We start from the raw sequence: 5,113 nt of genomic DNA, 5'->3' as shown, positions 1-5,113 counted from the left end.
GCGAAGCAGTCAGGGTCGGGTAGTTTACATATCGTCGGTCTAGAGCGTTTTGCTAAGGCCCTGCCCAAGCAACTTTCGGGCGGTATGCAGCAGCGGGTGGCCATTGCCCGAGCTCTGGCGGCCCAACCGAAGATTTTGCTCATGGATGAGCCTTTTGGCGCTTTGGATGTGCAAACCAAGGAGACCATGCAGGAGTTTTTGCTGGATCTCTGGCAGCGCACGCGCACCTCAATTTTGATGATTACCCACGATGTGGAAGAGGCCGTCTTTCTGGCCCAGCGCATCTATGTACTCACGTCCCATCCTGGGCGGGTGAAACGGGAGCTCCGGGTTGATTTCCCCAGTCGGCGCGACTACAGTCTCAAGCGCACTTCTTCCTTCCAAGAGGTGAAGGACGAGATCTTGGCTCTCCTACGAAACCAGAAAGGGATCCCGTTGAGCGACGCTGCGCCCGCGGGCTGATCAGGCAAACACCACCGTTTTGTTGTGGTACACCAGCACCCGATTCTCCAGGTGATACCGCACTGCCCGTGCCAGGACTAGGCGTTCCATGTCGCGGCCTTTGCGGACGAGGTCGGCAACGGTATCGCGGTGACTGACCCGCACCACGTCTTGCTCGATGATCGGCCCTTCGTCCAGATCTTCGGTGGCATAGTGGGCAGTCGCGCCGATGATCTTCACCCCCCGTTGATGGGCGCGGTGGTAGGGGTTGGCTCCGGCAAAGGCGGGCAGGGTGGAATGGTGAATGTTGATGACCGGCGGGGCTTGGCGGAGCAGCGACCCACTCAAGACCTGCATGTACTTGGCCAACACCACCAGGTCAATTCGATATTCCTGCAGGAGAGCGAGCTGACGGGCTTCGGCTGTGGCTTTGCCCTCTGGAGAAACGGGGATGTGGTAGTAATCGATACCGAAGGAGCGGGCCACCGATTCCAGGTCGGGGTGATTGCTGATGATCAAGGGGATCTCGGCGGGCAGTTCTCCCGCCCTTTGCCGCCAGATCAGATCCAAAAGGCAGTGGCTTTGCTTGCTGGCCCACAACGCAATGCGACGGCGAGTGTCGGAAAAATGCAGTTCCCAGTTGGCTTGGATCCCACGGGCAATACCCGAAAAGGCGGGGACAATTTCCCCTCGCTCCAGTTGGAAGCCCTCCAAGTCCCACTCGATGCGGCTCAAGAACAGTCCTGCCTCGGGATCCGTATGGTGATCGGCGTGAATGATGTTGCCGCCGTAGCTGTAGATGAAGCTGGAGAGCTTGGCTACCAGCCCTTTTTGATCAGGGCAAGATACCAACAGGGTGGCACTGGGCATCGGTAGACAACAGCCTCAACTTTGTGGGGACTGGCTCTCCCCAAGAGCAATCCATTCTCAATCTACCCGGTTGATCTCTTCCAATAGCCAGGGATCCACCGGCTGGCCATCCCAACGCTTCAAGTCGATGCGAATCCACATCGCCGCAGAAGAGCCGGCAGGGGGCAGTTCCTGGTGAAACGAGATCTCATAGTCAGACGGGTTTTGGCCATGCTGCCGCAGCCAGGTCTCCACCTTAGCAGGAGCGAAGTAGGACTGCCCTTGCTCGAACAAGCGCGTGATTTCCATGCCGAAGCAAAGGGGGTTAAAGCGGGCCATAGGTTAGGCAGCGTCTGCTGTTTGAGCGTCGTCGGCTACGGATGGGACGGGATCCGTCTCTGGGGGGGGCGTATCGGCAACTGACTCGGTGACTGCTGTTCGGGAAGCCTTGGGAGTGGCAGCAGCCGTTGTCCCGCGGGTGGCTTTCTCCAGCTCTTGGGCCTCTTTGTTCAGTTGCGCCTCGAACTCTCTGGAAGCATCCTGCAGGCTGCGCAGGGTTTTGGCCAGCGTGCGACCAATCTCCGGCAGTTTGCGGGGCCCAAAAACCAAGAGAGCCACCGCAAAGATGACCAACATTTCCGGCAGTCCAACACCCAAAAAATTCATGAGCCTCGGCAGAGTACGGTTTGGTCGAGATCCCTTCGCCTCCCTAGAGTGACATTTTCTTGCCGCGGACTGCAAGTAACTGCCGGCTCTCCTCATCCATTCTGATGGCTTTGGTTGGCTTTGGTGTTCTCCTCTCAGCTCATCTGGGCCCACCTCTCCCTGGCCGGCCAAGTCAAAATGGTAAGATCGCATCATTAATCAATGTTCTTCATTGGCCTAGGCTTGCCCATGCTCCAAACCCTACAAAAGCTCCTTGGGGATCCTAACGATCGGAAGATCCGGCAGTACCGTCCTGTCGTCAAGCTGATCAACTCGCTGGAGATCGAGATCGCCTCTCTTTCGGATGCGGAGCTCAAGGCCAAGACCACGGAGTTTCGCCAGCGCTTAGACAGAGGAGAATCTCTGGATGATCTCTTGCCGGAGGCATTTGCCGTGGTGCGGGAGGCTGCCAAGCGGGTCTTGAACTTGCGCCATTACGACGTACAGCTCATCGGCGGCATGGTGCTGCACGAAGGCCAGATTGCCGAAATGAAAACCGGCGAGGGGAAAACCCTGGTCGCCACCCTGCCTGCCTACTTGAACGGCCTGACTGGGAAGGGGGTTCACATCGTTACCGTCAACGGCTACTTGGCGCGGCGCGACTCGGAGTGGATGGGGCAGGTGCACCGTTTCTTGGGCCTGACGGTCGGTCTAGTGCAAGAGGGCATGTCACCCGAAGAAAAGCGCCGCAGCTACAACTGCGACATTACCTACTGCACCAACAGCGAGCTGGGCTTCGACTACCTGCGGGACAACATGGCCACCGATATCAAAGAGGTGATGCAACGGCCCTTTAACTACTGCATCATCGACGAGGTGGACTCAATCCTTATCGACGAGGCCCGCACTCCCCTGATCATCTCCGGTCAGGTGGCTCGCCCCTCCGAAAAATACCTGCGGGCAGCCCAGGTGGCGCGGGAGCTGATCCGAGATGAACACTATGAGGTGGATGAAAAAGCCCGCAACGTCATCCTTACCGACGAGGGGTTTGAAGCCGCCGAGCGGTTGCTGGGGGTCTCTGACCTGTTTGATCCCAAGGATCCCTGGGCGCACTTTGTCTTTAACGCGGTGAAGGCCAAAGAGCTCTTCATCAAGGATGTCCACTACATCGTCCGCAATCAAGAGGTGGTGATCGTGGACGAGTTCACCGGGCGGGTGCTCCCCGGCCGCCGCTGGTCTGATGGGCTGCACCAGGCGGTGGAGGCCAAAGAGGGGGTGCCGATTCAAAGCGAGAGCCAAACCCTGGCCACCATCACCTACCAAAACCTTTTTCTGCTCTATCCCAAGCTTTCCGGCATGACGGGCACGGCTCGCACTGAGGAGGCCGAGTTCGGCAAAACCTACAACCTGGAAGTTACGGTGATCCCCACCAACCGACCCATCCGCCGCAAAGATGCCCCCGACTTGGTGTACAAGACCGAAAGGGGCAAGTGGCAAGCGGTTGCCGAGGAAATTGCCCACATGCACGCCCAGGGGCGCCCCGTCCTTGTGGGCACCACCAGCGTGGAAAAATCCGAACGCCTCTCGGCCATGCTCAAGGAAATGGGGATCCCCCACAACCTCCTCAACGCCAAGCCAGAAAACGTGGAGCGGGAGGCGGAGATCATTGCCCAGGCGGGGCGAAAAGGCGCTGTAACCATTGCTACCAACATGGCCGGTCGAGGCACGGACATCATCTTGGGAGGCAATGCGGAGTACATGGCCCGCCTCAAGCTGCGGGAACGGCTGATGCCCAAGCTGGCTCAATTGGACGCCGACAACCCCTTGGGATCCGTTCAGATGGTGGGACGGGGGGGTGGCCAGGGATTTGGTGGGACAGCACCCAAGCCGAAAAAATCCTGGACGGTGGTCTCCCCCAATTTTTACCCCTGTGAGCTGTCGGCCCGCACCAGCCAAGCCTTGGACGAAGTGGTGGCGGCAGCGGTGACCAAGTACGGGTTGAACCGTCTGCCGGAGCTGGTGGTGGAGGATCTCATCGCAGTAGCTTCCGAGAAAGCGCCGGTGCAGGATCCGCTAATTTTGCAACTGCGGGAGGTTTACAACAGCATCAAAGCCGAGTACGAAAAAATTACTGAGGCCGAGCACGAAGAGGTGGTGAGGCTGGGGGGCCTGCATGTGATCGGTACGGAGCGCCATGAATCCCGCCGCATCGACAACCAGCTGCGGGGCCGCGCCGGGCGACAAGGGGATCCCGGCTCCTCGCGGTTTTTCCTCAGCTTGGAAGACAACCTGCTCAAGATTTTCGGTGGCGAGCGGGTAGCCAAGCTCATGGACATGTTCCGGGTGGAGGAGGATATGCCCATCGAGCACCCGCTGCTCAGCAGCAGCCTGGAGAATGCGCAGAGAAAAGTGGAAGTGTACTACTTCGACATGCGCAAGCAGGTGTTCGAGTATGACGAGGTGATGAACAACCAGCGGCGGGCCATCTACTCAGAGCGGCGGCGCATCTTGGAGGGGGAAAACCTCAAGACCAAGATCCTTGACTATGTGCGCAAAACCGTTGGCGAGATCGTGCGAGCGCATGTCAACCCAGAGCTGCCCCCGGAAGAGTGGGAAATTGACAAGCTGACCGCCAAGATGCAGGAGTTTGTGCCGCTCCTGAAGCAAAACCTCAAGGTTGAAGACCTGCGGGATCTCTCCTACGAGCAGATCTTGGACTACCTGATCAAGCAGGCAGAACTGGCCTATGAGGCCAAAGAGGCTTTTCTGGATACCTTTGAGCCCGGTTTGATGCGCAAGGCAGAGCGCTTTTTCCTGTTGCAACAGGTGGACACCCTCTGGCGGGAACACCTGCAGCAGATGGAGGCGCTGCGGGAAGCTGTGGGCCTGCGAGGCTACGGTCAGAAGGATCCCCTGATCGAGTACAAGAACGAGGGCTACGAGCTGTTCCTGGAGATGATGGACAACATCCGCCGCAACACGGTGTACAACCTATTCATCTTTACTCCCCAGATTGTGCAAGTGCCCCAGGCATCGCGACCGGCTCCGGCACCCACTGCGGCTGCCAGCCCTGATCCCAGCTCTGCTTCAGGGGTGGTGGAAGCCGATTTCACGGAAGAATAATTGGCGTAGAGAGAAGTCAGCGGGGGAGCATGACTCTAGTCAATGATAAGCTCAA

At 58.4% G+C, this 5,113-nt stretch carries 5 protein-coding genes; 2 read left to right on the top strand and 3 right to left on the bottom strand.

Annotated elements, in window-relative coordinates:
* Positions 1–462 (top strand): ABC transporter ATP-binding protein (locus NW815_RS08645; protein WP_414389634.1); only part of this gene is annotated, 462 nt, incomplete at its 5' end.
* On the opposite strand, the gene purU is transcribed toward NW815_RS08645, so the two are convergent.
* The 3 genes from purU to NW815_RS08630 are packed head-to-tail and all read right to left on the bottom strand — an operon-like array spanning position 463 to position 1,956.
* Positions 463–1,311, bottom strand: coding sequence for a formyltetrahydrofolate deformylase (purU, locus tag NW815_RS08640; RefSeq protein ID WP_414389636.1), 849 nt, complete (start codon positions 1,309–1,311; stop codon positions 463–465).
* Positions 1,312–1,368: 57 nt separating this feature from the next.
* Positions 1,369–1,599 (bottom strand): hypothetical protein, encoded by a 231-nt coding sequence (locus tag NW815_RS08635; RefSeq protein WP_414343737.1) that lies wholly within the window; start codon positions 1,597–1,599, stop codon positions 1,369–1,371.
* A 33-nt stretch (positions 1,600–1,632) separates the two neighbouring features.
* On the bottom strand, positions 1,633–1,956 hold the full coding sequence (locus NW815_RS08630) for a TatA/E family twin arginine-targeting protein translocase (RefSeq protein ID WP_414351361.1): 324 nt from the start codon (positions 1,954–1,956) through the stop codon (positions 1,633–1,635).
* Between the two features lie 228 nt (positions 1,957–2,184).
* Here NW815_RS08630 and secA point away from each other — a divergent pair, with 228 nt between their 5' ends.
* Positions 2,185–5,058, top strand: coding sequence for a preprotein translocase subunit SecA (secA, locus tag NW815_RS08625; RefSeq protein WP_414389641.1), 2,874 nt, complete (start codon positions 2,185–2,187; stop codon positions 5,056–5,058).
* Positions 5,059–5,113: the final 55 nt, after the last annotated feature.

This window comes from Synechococcus sp. R6-7, assembly GCF_047461695.1.
GTDB lineage: Bacteria > Cyanobacteriota > Cyanobacteriia > Thermostichales > Thermostichaceae > Thermostichus.
Note: the sequence above shows the minus strand (reverse complement) of the source record. Positions and strands in the feature narration are given on the sequence as shown.

Coding starts and splice junctions, on each gene's coding strand:
- purU (WP_414389636.1), bottom strand. CDS start 1,311: ATGCCCAGTGCCACCCTGTTGGTATCTTGCCCTGATCAAAAAGGGCTG.
- NW815_RS08635 (WP_414343737.1), bottom strand. CDS start 1,599: ATGGAAATCACGCGCTTGTTCGAGCAAGGGCAGTCCTACTTCGCTCCT.
- NW815_RS08630 (WP_414351361.1), bottom strand. CDS start 1,956: ATGAATTTTTTGGGTGTTGGACTGCCGGAAATGTTGGTCATCTTTGCG.
- secA (WP_414389641.1), top strand. CDS start 2,185: ATGCTCCAAACCCTACAAAAGCTCCTTGGGGATCCTAACGATCGGAAG.